The sequence below is a fragment of the Pedobacter sp. BG31 genome, from assembly GCF_042464845.1.
Taxonomy (GTDB): Bacteria; Bacteroidota; Bacteroidia; order Sphingobacteriales; family Sphingobacteriaceae; genus Pedobacter; species Pedobacter suwonensis.
The window spans coordinates 39,796-56,526 of record NZ_JBHNZK010000010.1 but is presented as its reverse complement, the minus strand read 5'-3'; the positions used below and the strand labels follow the sequence as shown (position 1 = coordinate 56,526).

General features: G+C 40.1%; 10 protein-coding genes. 9 read left to right on the top strand and 1 reads right to left on the bottom strand.

Translation table 11 applies throughout. The features are described from left to right. Positions 1–619 precede the first annotated feature (619 nt). Positions 620–1,681 (top strand): cyclic nucleotide-binding domain-containing protein, encoded by a 1,062-nt coding sequence (locus ACFE6N_RS13460; RefSeq protein WP_378937243.1) that lies wholly within the window; start codon positions 620–622, stop codon positions 1,679–1,681. Positions 1,682–1,816: 135 nt separating this feature from the next. Here the strand turns inward: ACFE6N_RS13460 and ACFE6N_RS13455 are convergent, their stop codons facing one another. Continuing rightward, a complete protein-coding gene (locus ACFE6N_RS13455; protein ID WP_378937241.1) occupies positions 1,817–2,377 on the bottom strand; it encodes a hypothetical protein in 561 nt (186 codons plus the stop codon). Positions 2,378–2,777: 400 nt separating this feature from the next. Between ACFE6N_RS13455 and ACFE6N_RS13450 the strand changes: the two genes are divergently transcribed. From ACFE6N_RS13450 to ACFE6N_RS13415, 8 genes are all read left to right on the top strand, one after another. Continuing rightward, on the top strand, positions 2,778–3,959 hold the full coding sequence (locus tag ACFE6N_RS13450) for an efflux RND transporter periplasmic adaptor subunit (protein WP_378937239.1): 1,182 nt from the start codon (positions 2,778–2,780) through the stop codon (positions 3,957–3,959). 19 nt (positions 3,960–3,978) lie between these two features. Further along, complete coding sequence (locus ACFE6N_RS13445; protein WP_378937237.1) at positions 3,979–7,119, top strand: efflux RND transporter permease subunit; 3,141 nt, start codon at positions 3,979–3,981, stop codon at positions 7,117–7,119. 1 nt (position 7,120) lies between these two features. Next, positions 7,121–8,530, top strand: a complete 1,410-nt coding sequence (locus ACFE6N_RS13440) for an efflux transporter outer membrane subunit (protein ID WP_378937235.1) — start codon at positions 7,121–7,123, stop codon at positions 8,528–8,530. Positions 8,531–8,576: 46 nt separating this feature from the next. Continuing rightward, positions 8,577–9,674 carry a sensor histidine kinase gene (locus tag ACFE6N_RS13435; protein ID WP_378937233.1) on the top strand — a complete coding sequence of 366 codons (1,098 nt, stop codon included), beginning with the start codon at positions 8,577–8,579 and terminating at the stop codon, positions 9,672–9,674. Then, positions 9,671–10,432, top strand: coding sequence for a LytR/AlgR family response regulator transcription factor (locus ACFE6N_RS13430; protein ID WP_378937231.1), 762 nt, complete (start codon positions 9,671–9,673; stop codon positions 10,430–10,432). The genes ACFE6N_RS13435 and ACFE6N_RS13430 overlap by 4 nt, the downstream gene beginning before the upstream one ends. A 633-nt stretch (positions 10,433–11,065) precedes the next feature. Then, positions 11,066–11,572: a hypothetical protein gene (locus ACFE6N_RS13425; protein ID WP_378937229.1), complete on the top strand. Its 507-nt coding sequence runs from the start codon at positions 11,066–11,068 to the stop codon at positions 11,570–11,572. 99 nt (positions 11,573–11,671) lie between these two features. Continuing rightward, positions 11,672–14,824, top strand: a complete 3,153-nt coding sequence (locus ACFE6N_RS13420; RefSeq protein WP_378937227.1) for a hypothetical protein — start codon at positions 11,672–11,674, stop codon at positions 14,822–14,824. Then, positions 14,824–16,683 (top strand): clostripain-related cysteine peptidase, encoded by a 1,860-nt coding sequence (locus tag ACFE6N_RS13415; RefSeq protein WP_378937225.1) that lies wholly within the window; start codon positions 14,824–14,826, stop codon positions 16,681–16,683. Before ACFE6N_RS13420 ends, ACFE6N_RS13415 begins: the two co-directional genes overlap by 1 nt. The last annotated feature ends 48 nt before the right edge of the window (positions 16,684–16,731 follow it).

The window sequence follows — 16,731 nt, the reverse complement described above, 5'->3', positions numbered from 1 at the left end:
GTTAAAGCTAAGGGTATGACCTCTACAGCGCTCAACTTTTGAATCAGCAAAAAATTTGAAGAACTGAAAAAATACGCCAATAAAAACGATTTATTAAAATAAATTGTATTATGCTTATATTTCTGTTTGATTTTTTTCAACCCATTAGTTGATGATGATCAAGAGGTTTTTTTATTTTTTTAACAACCTTTGAGAATATCTACCCTAAGTCTTTAACATCAATGCAATGCAAACCTTTTGAAATAAATGTGATTACCATAAACGCGATCACAAAGAAAAAAAAATGTAACGGATATGGATTTTTAATGTCTCAATCGATACGTTTGATTATCAGGTGCTTTTCCGGGCTTTGTTTTATGTTTTTCCTTCTTATACAAAATTGCTATCTAAATGCACACAGTTTGGTGGCTTTAATGATTAATTATTGACCTAAGGTAATGAGATAGCCCTTTTGGGATGATATGCTTTTACTAGGAATTCCCCGTTATACCCAGTTTCAAAGCGATTAAATGCTTTGACTAGGTAATGCTTTTTTCTGTAACAGCCGGATAAGGAACAATTAACAAACTTCGATACCTAACAGGGGCAAATGGTTTTCTGTTGGAAAAATTACATGCAAATGGAAGGCTCTAAGATATTGATTATATTAAAGGACGCCAAGCTCAGGGCGAAGATTTCCGATATATTGGTCACAGGTAAATACCTGGTTGAGTTTACAGATAATGGGAAAAAGGCTATGGAGCTGATCAGAAACCTCCCCATAGATCTGATCATTTGCGGCATGGAGTTAAACGGGATTGATGGGTTTGGTGTACTGCGGATGGTAAACAAGTTTATTGATACGGTGAGCATATCTGTAGTGATGATTGTAAAGGGAGATGATCAGTATGCGATAAGAAGATTGATGGAAATTGGTGCCGATGGTTTTCTTATTGGCGACTTTGACGATGCGGAGTTACTCAACCAGGTGGAGGCAAGGTTGAGAAAAAGACGACTTCAGCATGAGTTTTTTCTCCAACAGCAGTTTCAACAAAAAAGTCCTACGGGCATGGATAATGGTCTTTTCTGGTTGAATGCCAAGCGACAAACATTAGTACCAAGAATTTTTAAAAAAAAACAGATAATTTTTTATAAAGGCGAACCTTGTACGGGGATTTATTACGTACTCTCAGGAAAAATAAAAACTTTCGTAGCAGATTCTTCAGGCCGCGTATTGATTACAGCATTATATTACGCAGGTGATTATTTTGGTTTTCAGGATTTTACTGCCGGATCACGCATGTCAAATACTGCAATGGTTGTTAATGATGCACAAGTGGTGGTTATTCCTTTAGGGATTATTAACGAATTGATTCAGGAACACCCGGAGGTGACAAACTTTTTAGCTAAAAAATTAGCGAAAATGGTACACGAAAGGGATGAACAGACATTAGAACTCGCTCATGCCACGGTAAGGGAACGGGTATCGAGATCCATTGTTAAATTGGCGAAAAAGGAAAGTAATGTATCTGATAACACCCGGCTTACACTTCCCAGAACCGACCTTGCGAATGTTATTGGAATTGCGTCAGAAACCCTTAGCAGAATCCTCGGCGATTTTACAAAAGAAGGCCTTATTGAAAAGGATGGAAACGATATCATTTTAAAAAAAGTTGAACGTTTAAAAAATGTATATAGCTAATGCAGTTAAAAATGCCAGCCAATCTGGAGCAGCTATTCTGCTGGTTGGTTCTCTATTGTGTTTGAACTGTACCGATTCTCATTATCTTGCTCATTTGAATACAATTAAAAGAATTGATCCTGGTAATTTCGGCGATTATCCACATAAAGCGTAAGAAAGAAGTAGTTCTTTTGGCAGGCGTTCGTACAGCCCCGGATAAAATGTTCGAAAACGCGTAATTCTGCAGCCTGCATCAGGTAAACGAAAAATTATATTTCTTTCGCTGACATCGTTCATGGCACAGGGAAGAAGGTGGGAATAGAATAATTCAGCTAACTCGGGATGTGATTTATAGCAGGTTTCAAGGTCCTCATAATCTATTAGAAAAACGATGGCATCTTCTATGGCCTCTAAATTTAGATTTTCTGGCCTGGAACTGTTCTGGCCTTGACAAATATAAATGCTACCTTCCTGTCCCAGCCATACGTTTATCTTGCCAAATTCGTCATCCTGCAAAAAACTGTTAACCAGGCCACTGCATATCATAATAATCTGACCAGCGGTGCTGAAGGTGTTTTTCGGAAAGAGCGTTTCTCCTTTATGTATATTCAACGCTATGGTATGCCTAAACAGGCATCTTAGTGCTGCCCGGCTTTTAATTCGATCGATTAATGGCAGGAACATTTTCAAAAAAAGCTTAATTTCTAATATTTCCATTTCCGGTTCTTTTGATGCTTTGCACAGCACGCTTAGCTTGTTTATGCCCTAAACAGATAAAACGATCAATAACTTTTTAGAAAGTTATGGAGTGGTTTAGCTATCGCATGCTGTTAACTAATAAAGTCTATGCACTAAATTCTCCTTTACAAACTGCTATTCTATTGATTTTGCTCAAGGCGATACTTGATTCATTTCAATTAAGAGGAAATATTAAAATTAGTCCTGCCAGTTCGTGTTCCATTCAATCTTATTTTAATCGGATACCAAAGTATAATGGATGTGTATTGGCAATTTCTCAGGATAAAAGGCCTTGAGGGTGTTCGCTTCAGGGCGTATATAATACGTTTGAGCTGCTATTTTCAACACCTGGGTATCATTCTAAATAAGGGTTGTCCTCATGGGGCTTTATTTTGTAGCCGAACAGGTAATAGGACCTGTTTCTACTTTCAAGATTATCATGAAAATGGGCATAACAAAAAAATCCTTGAGTTGGTTCTGTATCTCTTTATTATGGGTGGGGTGCAGCCAAGGACCACAAAATGCTTCTACAGTACAGTCGCAGGCTTTGGAGACTGATTTTATTACCTTAAAACCTGGCCGTGCAACAGTTAAACAAACGTACCCAGGCAATATCGAAGGGCTCGTAAATGTTGATATCAAAGCACAGGTGAGCGGTTACCTGGAGAAAATATTTGTTAAAGAAGGTGATTATGTACTGAAAGGACAGTTGCTTTTTAAAATCAAGTCAGATGTTTTTCAGGAACAGGTTAGCAACAGCCTGGCCGCCTTGCAGGCTGCAATTGCAGCACAGGTTAACGCTCGGATCGAAGTAGAAAAAATGAAATCACTTGTTGGCGGAAGCGTGGTGTCGCCAATACAATTGAAGACGGCTGAAGCTAACCTGCAGGCAGCTAATGCGCAGGTAGCCCAGGCGAAAGCCACTGTTGGGACATCTAAAATAAACGCTGATTTCGCACTGATCAAAGCACCCGTAAGCGGCTATATAGGCAGGATTCCGAACCGGGTTGGCAACCTGATCTCAGCAACTGATGCTACTCCACTGACCACCCTTTCAGATATCAGTACAGTATATGTTTATTTCTCGGTTAGTGAGGCAGAATTTATGCGCCTGCATTCCGGAAATCCCGATCGCACTGCCAAAATGAAAATTGGCCTGGTTACAGCCGACGGGCAGTATTATCCCGAAAATGGTAAGCTGCAGATTGCCAGTGGAAACGTTGACCGGATAACCGGAACAGTAAGCATGAAAGCCGTATTCAATAACCCAAAAAGGATTTTGCGTTCTGGAGGCTCGGCCAATGTGGTAATAGAAGAATCTATATCGAATGTGCTATTAGTTCCTAAAGCAGCTGTTAAAGATATACAGGATAAGTTTTTTGTTTACCGCCTGGCTGATAACAATATGGTGAGATTGATTCCTATTGAAATAAAAGCCGAAAGTGGTGATGACTATATTATCAGATCGGGTGTGAAAAATGGGGAAAAGGTTGCCATCAACCGTATGGATGTACTTTATGATGGCGTTCAGGTAAAACCAAAGATCAAAACAAAATCGTAAACTTTTTTCATTGAAATTTATGTTACAAAAAATAATAGATAGGCCGGTATTTGCAACCGTTATTTCCATGGTCATCGTGATTTTGGGTGTAATCGGTTTAACACGCCTGTCGCTAACCCGGTTTCCGGATATTTCTCCGCCCACGGTAATGGTTTCAGGTGCCTATCCCGGAGGAAACAGTGAATCTGTTATCCGTTCGGTAGTTACCCCGCTGGAAGAACAGATTAATGGTGTTGAAGATATGCAGTACATCAAATCAACAGCATCAAATGATGGTTCGTTTTCTATATCCATCATTTTTAAGCAGGGTGTAAATGCAGACCAGGCTGCCGTTAACGTGCAGAACCGGGTACAACAGGCCACACCAATTCTTCCGCAGGAAGTGGTCCGTAACGGGCTAACCACTTCCAAGCAGCAGAATAGTATGATCATGATTTTTAATCTATATACTGACGACAATAAAAAATATGATGAGCTTTTTCTGCAAAACTATGCCAATATCAATTTAATTCCACAGATCAAACGTGTTCCGGGCGTAGGCCAGGCACAGGTATTTGGTACGAAAGATTATTCCATGCGTATTTGGCTCAATCCACGTAAAATGGCTTCGTTGGGACTTGTACCTGCAGATGTTTCTAATGCTATTGCAGACCAAAGCCTTGAGGCTGCCCCGGGAAAACTTGGTGAGGACTCTGATGCTGCCCTTGAATATGTAATTCGTTATAAAGGAAAGAAAAACCTGGTTCAGGATTACGAACGCATGGTGGTTAAACGAAATGGCGGAAGTGTCATCCGTCTGAAGGATGTAGCTAGAGTGGAATTTGGATCAACCAGTTATTCAGGAGCGAATAAATCGAATAACCGTAATGCAGTAACTATTGCGATTAACCAAACAACCGGATCGAATGCAAATGAAATTGAAAAGGGCGTTGATGTTGAAATTAAAAAGCTGGAAAAAACTTTTCCGCCTGGAATTCATTTTTCTAAGATTTTAAGTACAAAAGAAAAACTTGATCTTTCGATCAGCCAGGTTAAAACTACCTTGATAGAAGCATTTATTCTGGTATTTATTGTTGTTTTCCTGTTTCTTCAGGACATCAGATCAACTATCATCCCTGCTATAGCAGTGCCGGTGGCCATTATTGGAACTTTTTTCTTTTTGTTAGTTTTAGGATTTACCATAAATGTGCTTACCCTTTTTGCACTGGTGCTGGCCATTGGAATTGTTGTGGATGATGCCATTGTGGTGGTTGAAGCGGTTCATAGCAAGATGGAAACTTCAGATTTAAGCGGTCGTGCAGCCACAAAAGCTGCAATGAATGAGATTACCGCGGCCGTAATATCGATAACCCTTGTAATGGCAGCGGTGTTTATTCCAATTGGATTTATGTCCGGATCAGCTGGACTTTTTTACAAGCAATTTGCCTATACCCTGGCCATCGCTATTGTCATATCAGCTGTTAATGCGCTTACGCTTACGCCTGCTTTGTGTGCAATCCTGTTAAAAAACAATCACCAGGATGGTACAGCTACAGCACACCGAAAGCCCATTGGACTTAAGGATCGCTTTTTTAATGCCTTCAATGCTGGATTTAATCATTTAACGAATAGATACATCAGTGGGCTGCGGTTTTTAATTTCAAAAAAATGGATTTCAGCAGGGCTTATCGCATTAACGATTGGGGTGGCGGCCTGGTTGATGATCACCACCCCGAAAAGTTTTGTACCAGAGGAAGATGATGGAATGTTCATGTTTGCGCTATCCATGCCGCCCGGGACAGGACTCAATAGAACTACCCAGGTAACCAAAGAAATTGGAGACAAACTCGCAAAAATCGAAGCTGTGGGAGAAAATACCTCCATTACCGGTTTTAATTTATTAAGTAATGCAGCAGGACCATCCTATGCAATGGGTTTTGTTACTGTAAAACCTATCAGGGAGCGGGGTAAAGTAAAAGATATCAATCAGATCATGAACCAGGTTAACCAGGCCGTTACTACTGTTAAGGGCGGAACTGTAATGGCTTTTCGGATGCCGCCTGTAGAGGGTTATGGCGTTACGGGTGGTGCTGAATTTGCCTTACAGGATCGTATGGGACGTAATCCACAACAGCTTAAACAAAAGGCTGATCAGATTATCGGGGAACTTTCAAAGAAGCCGGGAATAGCCATGGCATATACCACTTTCAGGGCCGATTATCCTCAGCTTGAACTGCAAGTGAACGAAGATAAGGCAAAACAAATGGGGGTTGGTGTCAGTAACCTGCTGGGTGTTGTACAAAATTATTTTTCCGGAGACCAGTCGCTGAACTTCTCCAGGTTTGGTAAATTTTACCGGGTAAATATCAAGGCCGAAGGAATATTCAGAATGGATGCCCATGCTTTTCAGGAAATCTATGTAAAGAGTGAAGACGGACAAATGGTTCCGGCATCTACGCTGGTAACCCTGCACAAAGTATACGGGCCAGAATCGGTAGGGCGGTACAATCTATATAACTCGTTAAATATCAATGTTACCGGGGCGCCTGGTGTAAGCAATGGGGTGGTTATGCAACGGGTTGAAGAAACGCTATCAAAACTGCCTGCTGATTATAGTTATGAGTGGACGGGCTTAAGCCTGGAAGAAAAAGCCAGCGGTAACCAAACAGTTATAATTTTAGGGCTATGCCTGCTATTCGTATTTTTTATTCTTGCTGCAAAATACGAAAGTTATCTATTACCGCTTTCGGTGTTGTTATCCATTCCTACAGGTGTTATAGGCGCTTTTATAGGTATCAAGGCAGTTGGATTGGACAATAACATTTACGTGCAGATCGGCCTCATCATGCTGATGGGTTTGCTAGCCAAAAATGCGATCCTGATTGTAGAATTTGCCATTCAGAAACGCCAGGCTGGTTTAACTATTGTAGATGCAGCTATTGAAGGCGCCCGTTCAAGGCTGAGGCCAATCATCATGACCTCTCTTGCCTTTATCGTTGGAATGATTCCGCTCATGACGGCCACCGGGGGGACCGCAGTAGGTAACCGTTCCATCAGTGTAAGCTCTGCTATGGGCATGCTTTCAGGTGTAGTGCTAGGCGTAATTGTTATTCCGCTGCTATTTATAATATTTCAATATCTGCAGGAAAAAATTTCTGTTCAAAAATTAAAGTTTAGATAAAATGATTCGGATACAAAATTTGATATTATTGGCATTTTGCATCATGTTTTATTCATCTTGTTTGTTGAGGAAGCCTCAGGTTAAGCCCTCCATGCAAATGCCCAAAAGCTATAGGGAATCTTCATCACTTACCGGCGATTCCCTAAGCCTTCCCTGGAAATTTTTTTTCGGTGGTGAAAAACTACAGCATCTGATCTCCATGTCCTTAAAACGAAATAATGATCTGGCGGCAGCCAAACTTACTATAAAGCAGCTGGAGGCTGGATTAAAGGAAGCCAAACAAGCGCTCCTGCCAACCCTTGATCTGAATGTAACGGTGGCCAGAAACTGGATGTCTAAAAACTCATTAAACGGTTCATTGAGTGAGCAGTTTACGAAAACGAGCTATATAGATGATTATAATGCACAGTTCAGGGTATCATGGGAAGCCGATATCTGGGGGAAAGCCGCCCTGCAGCAAGACGGTGCTTATGCAGATTTAATGGCGAATAAGGAAAGTGCCAGGGCTTTGCAAACCAGAATTGTTGCCCAGGTAGCCCAGGCATATTATAATTTGCTGTCGCTTGATGAACAATTGAGAATTGCGGATCGAAATCAGGTTTTAAGCGACAGTACGTTGAAGATGACGGCTTTGCTGTACAACGCCGGACAGGTAAATTCATTGGCTGTTCAGCAGGCTAAAGCACAATTGAAAACGGCCGAATTACTGGTTCCGCTTGTAAAACAAAACATCGCTATACAGGAAAATGCATTGAGCATATTGTGTGGTGAATTTCCAGCTTCTATTGACAGAGAACAAGACTTTAGTCTGACTGCACTTAAGCAGGGTTTTGGTAGTGCATTGCCGGTAAGGCTGCTAAGCAGAAGGCCGGATGTTAAAGCAGCAGAATGGGTTGTAATGAATGCACAGGCCAAATTAGGGCTGGCAAAAGTGGCCATGTATCCTTCGTTCAGCCTAACGCCATCTATTGGCGTCAATTCATTTAAACTGAACTCCTGGTTTAATTTGCCTGGGTCGCTGGCTAAAAACCTGGCAATTAATCTCACCCAGCCGATATTTCAGAAGAGGGCACTTAAAACAGCTTATGAGCGAGCCTCTTTGGAGCAGGAAAAGGCTGTACTTCAGTTTAAGCAGAGCGTGCTGACTGCCGTGGGAGAGGTGAGCGATGCCCTGGAAAAACAGAAACGTGCTGCAGAACGGCTGGTATTGGTTGACGAGAAGGTAGTGGCCCTAAAAAAAGCAACGAAAGATGCTTCGTTACTTTACCAGAACGGGATGGCAACCTACCTGGAAATTATCACGGCGCAAAATAATTTACTGCAGACCGAACTCGAAGGCGCCAATATACGTTTGGAAAAACTTCAGGCTGCTGTTGATTTGTACCGTAGCCTGGGCGGAGGATTGCAATGATATGAATAGCTTTGCTACTGATGCCGGCAAAGCTTATTTTTACACTATGGGAAAAACAAACTATATAAGGGAGAAAATGCCTGTACGCCATGTAATTATAGTAAGTTTAGTCGCGCTGCTGATTCTCACCCTGCTTTCTTATCTGGTAGATCCATACGACCCCTACTGGAAAGAGCATTATATTAGCCCGGGCTGGATTGCTTTTCGCGATACCCTGTACACTTACATATATGTTTTGCTGCTCACGGTGATCAGTTTTTGGGTAGATCGTAAACTCGATCGCTGGTTAACCTGGGAAAAAAAATCGGGCATACGGCTACTTGTCCAGACACTTTTGCAGACCATTATAGCCATTATCTCTGTTCACCTTATGGACCTGGCCTATGTTGCTGTTTTTTTAGAGAAAGAACCTAATTATTCAAGAGAAGAACTCAGGCTTTTCTCGCAATTTCTAACCTCAGCAGTTATTCTTTCTTTATTGATCATGGCGGGTAATATTGGTTATTATTTCCTGACCAACTGGAAGAAAACAGCCACACTGGCGCTTGAACTGGAAGTAAATGCAGCCCAGCATAAACAGGCTGCCAGTGAGGCCGAACTCTATGCTTTAAGGCTGCAGATCGATCCGCATTTTGTTTTCAACAACCTGAGTGTTCTGGCAGAGCAGATTTTACAGGATCAGCAAAAAGGCTTTGAATATGCAGAAAACTTCGCCAAGGTATACCGCTATTTGCTGGTCAATTCAAAAAAAGATAAAATTTCGGTTGCTGAAGAACTTAGGTTTTTAGAATCATATTTGTTTTTGACCAGGGTAAGGATTGGCTCAGGGATTTCCTTTGCCATAGATATTGCGCACATCAGTAAAGATGCCATGATACCACCTATGTCACTGCAGCTTTTGGTAGAAAATGCCATCAAGCATAATCGCACAGTGAAATCAGATCCTTTGCTGATCGAAATTAAATCGTTAAAAAGCGACGAAATTTCAGTACGTAATGAACTAAAACCATTGTTGACCCATTTGGATGGAACCGGAATTGGCCTGGGTAATGTCAGGGATCGTTATCGCCTGCTCAATGCGCCTGAAATCATAATAACCAAAACGGACAAGCATTTTACGGTAATTTTACCCTTACTAAAATGATCAATATATTAATTATAGAAGATGAACAGCCTAATGCCGAACGACTCAAAAGGTTGGTGCTGGCCATAAAACCGCAAGCGGTGATTTTGGATGTATTGGATACCGTTGCCGGCAGTGTTGACTGGCTACAATCAAATCCTGTTCCTGATTTGATCTTGATGGACATCAGGCTTGCCGATGGAATTAGTTTTGAGATTTTTAATCAGGTAGAAGTAAAAAGTCCTATTATTTTTACAACAGCTTACGATGAGTATGCTGTACGGGCATTCAAGTTTAACAGCGTGGATTATCTGCTTAAACCAATAGAGCAGGAGGAACTTGCTGCAGCGCTTGAGAAAGTCGGTCAACGGACAGAAAATGTATCTGCAATGATAACCGACCGGTTGCAGGGCGTAATTGATGCACTAGAGAACAAAAAGATCAGAACACGCTTTCTAATCCCTTATAAAGACGGTTATAAAATTCTTGCCGCTAACGATGTCAGCTTTTTTCATTCTGAACATAAAGTTAATTACGCACATTTGCCCAATGGCAAGAACGAAGTTGTACCCCAAAATCTGGAAGAACTGGAAGAGCAATTGGATCCAACACTTTTTTTCAGGCTCAACAGACAGTATATCGTAAACGTAACTGCCATTGACAAGGTCTACAATCATTTCAATTCAAAACTCAAAGTTACTTTTCGTCATTATGCCTCATACGAAGCATTTGTAAGCCGGGAACGGGCACCGCTATTTAAAGCCTGGTTAGACCAATGACAATCTGGTTTAGCTTTAAATACGACCGGATTTTAACACGCTGATTGATTTAAAAGGAATTGCAGCAGCCATCTCAAAAGATGCAAGTACTTTATTGCCATCTTCTACTCCGAAGACCATCTTAATATTTTTTCTTCATAGAGTTTTACTTAAAATAATAAAAATATTATATTCGTAAAGCAGTTATCTGTAAGATGCAATAACTGTTCAGAATTATCTAACAATAATTTTGAAGAAACAATCCGGATACGCAACGCTCTCAGATCACAACTCTTTCTCGTTGCAACTGTATTGCACAAGGCCAATTTTCTATTCGCCATAAAATGGGCTGATGTTTTTTGTGCCTAAAAATGGATTTAACAACCAAATATAGTTGATATGCAAACAATAATAACCTTAATGCGGGCTTTGGCAAAAAATGCCAGAGACAAATCAAATAATAAGCCAGCTTGTGTAGGCTCATATCACCGTTTTTAACTTTGAAACCATTGCCGATTGATGATAGATTGCTGAGCAATCTGGATTCGACTGGCTAATTATCTTATAAAAACTAAGTGGAGTCCAGAGACCACCAAGCAAACGGGGCATCATCCGAAAAGCCAGAGGAGTAGGAAAAAATAAGAACTTAAAAAAATGAGTGACATGAATCTTCAGTTGGGCGTACAGTTCCAATTACTTAAAACCAAATTAGTAGCAGTTTATGAAAAAGCCGGGAACGACTCTTCTTTTCTTTTGATGCCAACAAATTTGGAGGAAGTAGGTAGCGCTACCTTAGGAGAAATGATAAAAGATTTAACAGCTGCCTTTAGTGATAGTGTAGATACAGAAAAGATAAAATCTGATCTTCAAGCATTAAGTGCTGATAAGCCTGGATCTCAGTTTAAGGTAGATAACTTGAAATTTAGCTTGAAAACTGCTTACATTTATGTAAAAGGAAATGTGAAGGAATATGCTTTTGCCATTGAGGTAGATTGTGAAGGTGCCGTTCCTGATTTAGGATTCGTAAAAATTGAGAAATTGGCTTTTAAAATCTGGAATACGAGAAGGAATGTCGTATTGAAGCAGCTAAATTTAGATACCATTGAAAATTTAGTTAGTAAGCTCAATGTACCTGAAAAACAACTGGTCAAAGGAGAATAACCAGCGATTTAGGATAGTTTAGATTAAGGGGTAAGTATTTAGCTAAGTTGATTGATTTTCAGTTAAGCAGCGCTGCTAAAGCATAATTTTTGATTTCAAATGAGCAACCAGACCAATATCGCTTTTTCGGCAACCGGGAAGATTTTTGAGTTAGATGCCTCAGTAACCATCATGGTAAATAACAATGAAAAATTGATTTTTGGAGAGCTTGACACCAGTCGCGCTAAAATCAAAGATTTGTTGAATAACAATGAGTTAGGCGTGGATGGGCTGTCTGGCCAATTTACGTTATTTAATAGCTTATCCGGGACCTTTAAAGCACAGGTGCTGAAATCTGCAGGTGTGTGGTCTGTGGTGATTCATTACGATAAAGATGTGGCAGGTGAAAAAGCTTCTCTTTATGCCAATGTAGTGGTGCTAACAGATGCTAAACAGTTGGCTTTAAGTATAGATACCGGTTTTTTTCGGAATGGAAATGCATTGGAGCAGTTCATTTATGATACAATGACTTTTTTGGGTATAAAAAAAGTAGCGCTAATCGTCAGGAACAAAACCTCCAATGCAGTTAACCAGTATTTGAAGCGAACCGCATCAGGTCATTTTCCCGATATGGTCATGTCAGACCGCTTTAACCAGCAGTTGGTTGCTAACTCATTGTTTGATTTGAAAAATAGTGATAGTGCATTTGGAAAGGGACTTTATCAATTAACAGGTCTGGATCATATTGATCTGATCATAGGAACGGCGTTAAACGCTTCAGCATTTGAAGCAATGCTGATCAGTGCCGATATCAAAAAAGAAGGTTATGAAATCGAAAATTTGTATTTCGGTATTAAACAGCATAATGGATTCTACTTAGCGGCAGGAGGGAAGCTCAATTTTCCATTGAAAGAAGATGTGTTAACCTTTGTTCTTGCCGGAAGCCTGTCCGTTTCTTCCTTTAACCTGTCTGCCTCTTCAAGCTATAAAATACCGATAAATAATAAGATTAGCCTGAGCGATTTAGGTTTGATGATTGGCGTCGGGGCAACTGGTGTTACTTTCGGCATGACCGGTAGGGTAACAACCAATAATATATCCATTTTTGCAGGGTTTATTGTGAGCCAGGCTAATATTGGATTAATTACCGCCGCAATTACCTCTACCAAGGGCAGGACTTCCCTAAAGGATATTATTGTTGATATTGCGGAAGTCGATTTTCCTGGAATAGAATTTCTCGATGTGGTAGCCTTGGCTGATTTTGAAATCAATAACGCTAAAATGTCCCAATGGACATCCCCATCTCATCCGGATAATACCGATAAAGCGGAGATTTTAAAGAACTTCAATTCAAGCCTGCCAACTGAACTCGCCATACCTGCCGTTGAAAATCTTCAGGTTTCTGATTTAGGAGGCAACCATCAATGCATCGTTACCGATACCTCAACCATGCGCCATTACCGGGTTGATACCTCGGGAGCCATATCTCTAAACTGCCAGCTGTTTATATGTACTCAGCCTACCGTAATTGGAAATTACCAGATGAATGTGGGCTTTTTTCTCTGCGGTACCATCGAAATCTTTAACGTAAAAGCAAGAGGACTTTTCCTGATCGAGCCTGGTAACGCTATTTTGGCATTGATTGAAATTTCAAAGATTGAAATCAAGGGAATATTTGAATTGACGAGGTCCCGAAAAACAATGCCTATGGAGCCTGTAAAGGGTGGGCTGGCGGGCGCGCTGATAAAAGCAGATGCTCAAGGCCCGGTATTGTATTTAAATGTTAACAGGGCAACAAAAAAACTCGAATTTTATTTAAGTGCTTACGTCAATATCTTAAATATTTTTCAGTTGGATGCCCTGATTCTCCTTAAAGACAGGATGGTATTTATTGATCTGGAACTGCAATATGTTGGTTTTAAAATCCTTTTTCATTTAGAAGGAAACTATGCCAATTTTTCGAGCAGTGGATTTAATGCGCGTGTGGTGTTTGATACCAGTGGATTTATCAAGCTTTTGGAAGAAGCCCAGAATGCTGTGCGGGATGCAGCCAGGACCGTGCAAAATTCTATAGAAAATGCAAACCGAAAATTGACTGAAGCCCAACAGCAGATCTTAAATCTGAATAACACCATCAATGAGTATAACAATTACATCAGAGATTATGGTAATAGAAGAGCAGATGCTTCCTGGTGGCGGGTGGATGAAAAAATTTATTATTCAGCTCAGATTTTATACTATGAAACCCTAAAAGTAGGTGTAAATGTGGCTATCGGAGTAGCGTATGGTGCTTTGGAGATAGCTAAAGCAGCTTTAACGCTTGGCGGTAAAATCGCATCAGGAGCTTTGGAGGCGGTAGCAAATATTTTAGGCGCCATTACCAGGTTATTTTGGATCAAATCTTTTGTATTGGGCATGGAATTTGGCCCTGATGCCAAAAAAATAGAAGCTGAACTTGAATTGACCGTTTTTGGAAATGATATCACGTTAAAAGGCTCGTTGGATATCGATAAAGCAATGAACGATATGGGTGCTTTGATTACCGGTTTTGTGAAGGATAAACTATCTGCTAAAACGAAAGAAGTGACCTCAAATATCAATAACGGCATTTTCAGAACTTTAAGTTCAGAAACGGATTATCATATGTTAACACCTAAGCTGCAAAGCATTGCCCAAAATAAAAAGGACTATTATGACTTGCTGGAATTTCATGAAATGATAGAATATTTTCTGGTCGAATCGAATAAGAAATACCTGACCGAGTATGAAAAACAACCCGACGACTGGCAACAAAACATATGCGAAATGGAAGAAGTAAAACTCAAAAATGATGTGATCCAGCGCCAGTGCGTAGAAGCCTTTGACGATGAGTTTGTAAATTCATTGGATGAGGTGATTACATTGGTAAGGGAAAACCAGGTGAGAGCCAATATTTCTAATGAAGCGGATCAGCAAATGACCGATCTCCTTAATCTTGTTAGGGATATCAATAATCAGAAAACAGTTGCAAGAAGTTTGAGGAGCGAAAGACGTTCTTTGTTTTCAAGAGTAGAAAATGTTGTTGAAGATAATAACGAGGTTAAAAGATCATTTAAGGCCAGTAGCGATTTTGATATCGATCAGGCCAATGAGAATTATGCAGATGGATTGTCAGAATTGCTGAAAAAAACCTTCCCGGATAATACGAATGAATATAGCGAGGAATTTAAAGAATCTGTTGCCGCAGCCATTTATCAATTCAGAAACCCTCCACAAGTTAACCCGAGAAGATAATGGGCTTTATTAAAACAAATGTCCGTATACTGTTCATACTGGCTGCACTGGTATTTTACGCCGTTACCAGCCATGCCCGAAACCCGGAGCCTAAACGCAGTTTTGTACTGCTGATCTATATGAATGGATCAGACCTGGAAAGCAAGCATGAATTGGCCAGTGAAGACATTAATGAGATTATCCGTTCCTATAAAAACACCGGGGATAATTTTGCAACGGTGATTTTGCATGGTGGGACTAAAAAGTGGCATTTTTCTGAGCAGATCTCCGGCGATAGCCTTACTTATAGTAAGGTGACTAAAGAGGGGTTTGAAAAAGTAAAAGTAACAGCAAACAAAAGTATAGGAGATCCATCAACCCTGGTTGATTTTATTTCTTTTAGTAAAGAGAACTTCCCGGCAGAAAGATATGGGCTGATTTTTTGGAATCACGGAAGAGGCAGTGTGCATGGTTTTGGTTACGATGAATTATTTCCTGAAGATATTTCCCTTTCCCTGCATGAAATGGGAGAGGCTTTCGCAGATTTGAAACGTAGCCAAAATGATTTGGATCTGGATTTTATAGGTTTTGATGCCTGTTTAATGGCAACTATCGAAACCGCCACTGTATTTGCACCTTATGCTGATTATATGATAGCTTCTCAGGAACTTGAACCAGGCAATGGCTGGAATTATGAATATATCATCAACGCCTTATCTGCTCAACCAAACCTAAAAACAGTTGATCTTCTGGAGGGAATTGCAAAATCATATATTGATGCCTATTCGTCTCAACCTTATTTGCAAGCAACCTTATCAGTAATCGCGCTTGATAAAGTAGCTGCTTTAAATGCAAGTGTAGGAAACCTGATCAGTAAAATTTCTGCAAATCTAAATTCAACGTACCCGGCTAAAGAAGCTTTTAAACAGAAATCCAATTACAGGGCCAGGTCCAAATCATTCGGATTACCTTCTTTTTCGTTCGCGGCTGAAGATATGATTGATATTTCCAGCTTTTTTAAAATAGCAGCGAAAAACACTGACACATTGTTTGGCGATTTTGAGAAAAAGCTGAAAGATGCAGTTGTATGCAATGTTTATTCAAAAAACCTAGATAAAGACGCCATTTCAGGCCTTTCGGTGTATTTTCCCTATTATAACAGAAAAACCGCCAGTCAGTTAAAAGATTATCTGCTAACACCATTCAATATAGAATTTGAAAAATTTATCGAAAATTATGTAGCCGAACTGATTGGAGGAGATGCGGATAGCGTTTTTGTTAAAGATTCCGGAAGAAAGCTAAATGCAGCCATGTTGGTTAATACCAATAAGATTTATTTAACTATCAGAAGGTTAACGGGAGACAGTACGTTGGTGTCGTACGGATTGGATGCTTACGATACAAATGTAGATGACCGCGGATACATCACGCTGTATGGCGGGAATAAAAAATGGGACGCCAGGTGGATCAGTATCAACGATATCAACGTCTGTGCATTTATGGGACTCTCCAACCAATCGGGGATATCATATAATGTGCCTGTACTTTTGAATGGAAAACAAGCAGAGCTGGTAATAAAGTATTTTAATGTTGAAGGAAAGAATCTGGCTAAAGTAACCGGATATCGGGAGATTTCTGCTGAAGGGATTACAGATAAAATTAAGAGCCTGCAGGCGTATGATGAAATTACTTTTCTGGGTCAGAATAGTATTGATGGATCAATGAGTATCACATTGGGTAAACTGCTTATCGCTGATCCTTTAGCTTTAGATATCAAACTTTCAACCATGCCAAAAGGAAATTATCAGGTAGGGTTTTGTATGGTCGATTTTTATGGCAATAAACACTATACCAAATTTGAAGATTATATCATTAATTAAAAACCTCGTTACTACAGACCTAAATAGATTGATGATCAGATCATCATA

Coding starts and splice junctions, on each gene's coding strand:
- ACFE6N_RS13445 (WP_378937237.1), top strand. CDS start 3,979: ATGTTACAAAAAATAATAGATAGGCCGGTATTTGCAACCGTTATTTCC.
- ACFE6N_RS13430 (WP_378937231.1), top strand. CDS start 9,671: ATGATCAATATATTAATTATAGAAGATGAACAGCCTAATGCCGAACGA.
- ACFE6N_RS13420 (WP_378937227.1), top strand. CDS start 11,672: ATGAGCAACCAGACCAATATCGCTTTTTCGGCAACCGGGAAGATTTTT.
- ACFE6N_RS13415 (WP_378937225.1), top strand. CDS start 14,824: ATGGGCTTTATTAAAACAAATGTCCGTATACTGTTCATACTGGCTGCA.
- ACFE6N_RS13450 (WP_378937239.1), top strand. CDS start 2,778: ATGGGGCTTTATTTTGTAGCCGAACAGGTAATAGGACCTGTTTCTACT.
- ACFE6N_RS13425 (WP_378937229.1), top strand. CDS start 11,066: ATGAGTGACATGAATCTTCAGTTGGGCGTACAGTTCCAATTACTTAAA.
- ACFE6N_RS13460 (WP_378937243.1), top strand. CDS start 620: ATGGAAGGCTCTAAGATATTGATTATATTAAAGGACGCCAAGCTCAGG.
- ACFE6N_RS13455 (WP_378937241.1), bottom strand. CDS start 2,377: ATGGAAATATTAGAAATTAAGCTTTTTTTGAAAATGTTCCTGCCATTA.
- ACFE6N_RS13435 (WP_378937233.1), top strand. CDS start 8,577: ATGGGAAAAACAAACTATATAAGGGAGAAAATGCCTGTACGCCATGTA.
- ACFE6N_RS13440 (WP_378937235.1), top strand. CDS start 7,121: ATGATTCGGATACAAAATTTGATATTATTGGCATTTTGCATCATGTTT.